The organism is Pseudomonas sp. CBC3, assembly GCF_037967085.1.
Taxonomy (GTDB): Bacteria; Pseudomonadota; Gammaproteobacteria; order Pseudomonadales; family Pseudomonadaceae; genus Stutzerimonas.
In genome coordinates this window covers 1-3,130 of the sequence record NZ_JBANEO010000015.1, presented here as the reverse complement: position 1 = coordinate 3,130, position 3,130 = coordinate 1, and the positions used below count along the sequence as shown (strand labels likewise).

The window sequence follows — 3,130 nt, the reverse complement described above, 5'->3', positions numbered from 1 at the left end:
ACCCTGACCAAAGCTGAAGGCCTTGGTCGCCAAAAACTGGCTGCCTTCTAACGCCCAGCTTGCGAGTCGCTCACGAATCTGGTCGACATCACCTAGCCCGAACCGCCGCAACTGCTGCTCCAATGACGCGGGTAGCAATTCCCTTGCAGTTCCAACAAAGCTACCGACATCCAACTCACCACTTTCGATCTGCCTATAGAGCGAAGCACCCTCCTGAACCAGCAACCCTGTAATCAGAATAACCGGGAGCACCGCCACAATCAGACATACCATCAAGGTGATAAAAGCAGTCAGATTCCGTCTGTTGCCCAGATATTGATGCAGGCGTCGCTGAAGCGGAGCAAAGATGATGGCAAGAATGACAGCCCAGAAGACGGCGCCATAGAAAGGGAAAAGTATCCAGCCGAAAGCGATAGTGACGACGAGCAACAGCGCGAGAAACACTTTTTGCTCAAGGGTTGAATTCACTGTCTGCATCCTTTCGCTGCGGCTGTGTCTATTAGTCAGCGATTGCCGCGAGGAGTGCCGATTCGGCGATGGAGCAGAAACAATCAAAACGCCGTTACGAGGACGGCGTTTGAAAAATATACAGGCTAGTGCTCACTCTGTCACAGGATCATGGCTGCAGCCCAGCCGAATGCAAGAAGTGGCAGATTGTAATGCAAGAATGTCGGCACCACGGTATCCCAGATATGGTTGTGCTGGCCGTCGGCATTAAGTCCTGCTGTTGGGCCAAGTGTCGAGTCCGAAGCCGGCGAACCTGCATCTCCCAACGCGCCCGCAGTACCTACAAGGCTAACGATAGCCAATGGACTGAATCCGAGCTCCACCCCTAACGGGACGAAGATAGCGGCAATGATTGGGACCGTAGAGAAGGAAGAGCCGATGCCGATGGTGACCAACAGCCCCACCACCAACATCATCAGCGCACCGATGGCCTTGCTGTTACCTATCCACTCTGCAGATGCATCGACCAATGTTTTCACCTCACCGGTCTCACGCATGACTTCTGCGAAGCCTGCGGCAGCAATCATGATGAAACCGATCATTGCCATCATTTTCATGCCTTCGGTGAAGAGGTCATCAGCCTCCCGCCAACGCACTACCCCCGAGGCAGAGAAAATAACGAAACCTATCAGAGCCCCGATAATCATCGAGTCCAGCCACAGCTGGACAATGAACGCTGCCGCAACTGCCAACGCCGCAGTCAGTAAGGTGAGAGGGCTATAGCTGACGCTTTCCACTTTCGATTGATCTAACTTCGCCAGCACGTACGCCCGCGGCTTGCGATAGCTAAACATGGCAATCAATAGGCCTGCTGCCATACCGAGAGCTGGGATCAGCATGGCTTGGCTTACATTGACCCCCGTGATATCAACACCGCTCTTAGCGACATTGGCGAGCAGAATTTCAGTTAGAAAGATATTACCGAAGCCAACGGGAAGGAACATGTAAGGCGTTATCAAGCCAAACGCCAGCACGCATGCTATCAATCGCCTGTCGATCTGCAGCTTGCTTAGCACGTACAACAGGGGCGGAACCAACAGAGGAATGAATGCAATATGAATCGGTAGGATATTCTGTGACGACACTGCGACTACAAGCAGCAGCCCGATCATCATCCACTTGACTGAACCACCCGATTGCACCTCTCTCGTCCCTAGGATTGCTAGCGCTTTATCGGCCAGTGCATGGGCCAACCCGCTTTTCCCGATTGCTACCGCAAACGCGCCGAGTAGCGCATAGGACAGCGCAACCGTCGCTCCTCCGCCGAGCCCCTTATTGAAGGCGGCAAGGCTAGCTTCGATTCCCAGCCCACCCAACATGCCGCCGGCAATAGCGCCAGTAATCAAGGCTACGACAACATGAACTCTGCACAGGCTAAGAATCAGCATAATGCCGACTGCGGCCACTACTGCATTCATTTCAACTCCCCGCAACGGCGAATGCCGATAAAAAGTCAGGTAATTTGCCGCAACCCTGCTGTGGTGTCAAAGAACTAAAGGAGCATTAGCAAAAGTCACTCTGATATTCCTAGCTGCCGATTAAGTTTGGAGCCTCGAAGGCCCTTCACGACATCCGGTTTTATAGGCAAGCTCACTCGATCCGTTTCACTGCGACACCCTGGATACAAAACGGTAAAATGTCGCCACAGAAATTTTTACCTTTCGGATGGGCCAGTGGAAATATTCAAAGAGTTTACGTTCGAATCCGCACATCGTTTGCCACATGTACCTGAGGGCCACAAATGCGGTCGGCTGCATGGCCACTCATTCCGGGTCGCCATTTACCTAGAGGGTGAGGTCGACGCGCATGCTGGTTGGATTCGTGATTTTGGCGAGATACGGCAGATCTTCAAGCCGATTTACGAACAGCTTGATCATAACTATCTGAACGATTTACCAGGCCTGGAGAACCCCACCAGCGAAAACCTGGCGAAATGGATATGGGACAATCTGAAGCCGCTGATACCGGAATTGTCTCGGATTCGCATCCATGAAACTTGCACTAGCGGCTGTGAGTACCGAGGCAACTAGCGGGAACTGAACAGCCTGCATTGCTGGGCCACATTGGCATGGGGAGGCTTAACGAAGCCTCTTCAAAGATGCGATGGACCCTCTTCTCCTGCGTTTCCCGCATAAGCCTTCTACAGCAGCCGCACATACAAGCTCATCTCTCCTATAGTCGCCGGTAAATGTCAGCGAGTCGTCACAGGCCCAGCAGGAAGAGCAATGTGAGCATGCCGTATTGAGCCGGCGTGCTCGCCAAGTGACGCGCAATTCCAACTCATCGTCGGCACCGATATGTTGTTTGACGTCTGACGTGCACGCCACCATTCAGCCTGGCACATTTCCGAGCTACGCTTGAGTTCTTATCTTTGGTCGAAGTGCACTGAGGCCGAGGTTCTACCCAACATCAATCGTGTCGCGGGCGGCCCTGATATTTCTCTCGCGCAAAGACAAACCCCCGACCTTCTTACGAGGGCCGGGGGTTTGGTGTAGAAGCTTGACGATGACCTACTCTCACATGGGGAGACCCCACACTACCATCGGCGATGCGTCGTTTCACTGCTGAGTTCGGGATGGGATCAGGTGGTTCCAACGCTCTATGGTCGTCAAGCAATTCGGTT

The 3,130-nt window shown here is 53.2% G+C and carries 3 protein-coding genes and 1 rRNA gene; 1 reads left to right on the top strand and 3 read right to left on the bottom strand.

Features of this window, described 5'->3' with window-relative positions; genetic code table 11:
• Together V6943_RS20180 and V6943_RS20175 are read right to left on the bottom strand one after the other, a co-directional pair.
• Window positions 1-477, bottom strand: a 477-nt coding sequence (locus V6943_RS20180) for an AI-2E family transporter (RefSeq protein WP_340555144.1), incomplete at its 3' end; no start/stop codon positions are given.
• A 131-nt stretch (window positions 478-608) separates the two neighbouring features.
• Window positions 609-1,925 carry a Na+/H+ antiporter family protein gene (locus V6943_RS20175; RefSeq protein WP_340555143.1) on the bottom strand — a complete coding sequence of 439 codons (1,317 nt, stop codon included), beginning with the start codon at window positions 1,923-1,925 and terminating at the stop codon, window positions 609-611.
• A 255-nt stretch (window positions 1,926-2,180) separates the two neighbouring features.
• Between V6943_RS20175 and queD the strand changes: the two genes are divergently transcribed.
• A complete protein-coding gene (gene queD / locus V6943_RS20170) occupies window positions 2,181-2,537 on the top strand; it encodes a 6-carboxytetrahydropterin synthase QueD (RefSeq protein WP_340555142.1) in 357 nt (118 codons plus the stop codon).
• Between the two features lie 467 nt (window positions 2,538-3,004).
• On the opposite strand, the gene rrf is transcribed toward queD, so the two are convergent.
• Window positions 3,005-3,120: ribosomal RNA gene (gene rrf / locus V6943_RS20165) — 5S ribosomal RNA — on the bottom strand.
• Window positions 3,121-3,130: the final 10 nt, after the last annotated feature.

What these genes read in the sequence shown, in the direction of transcription:
- V6943_RS20175 (WP_340555143.1), bottom strand. Translation starts at nt 1,925, where the DNA reads ATGAATGCAGTAGTGGCCGCAGTCGGCATTATGCTGATTCTTAGCCTG.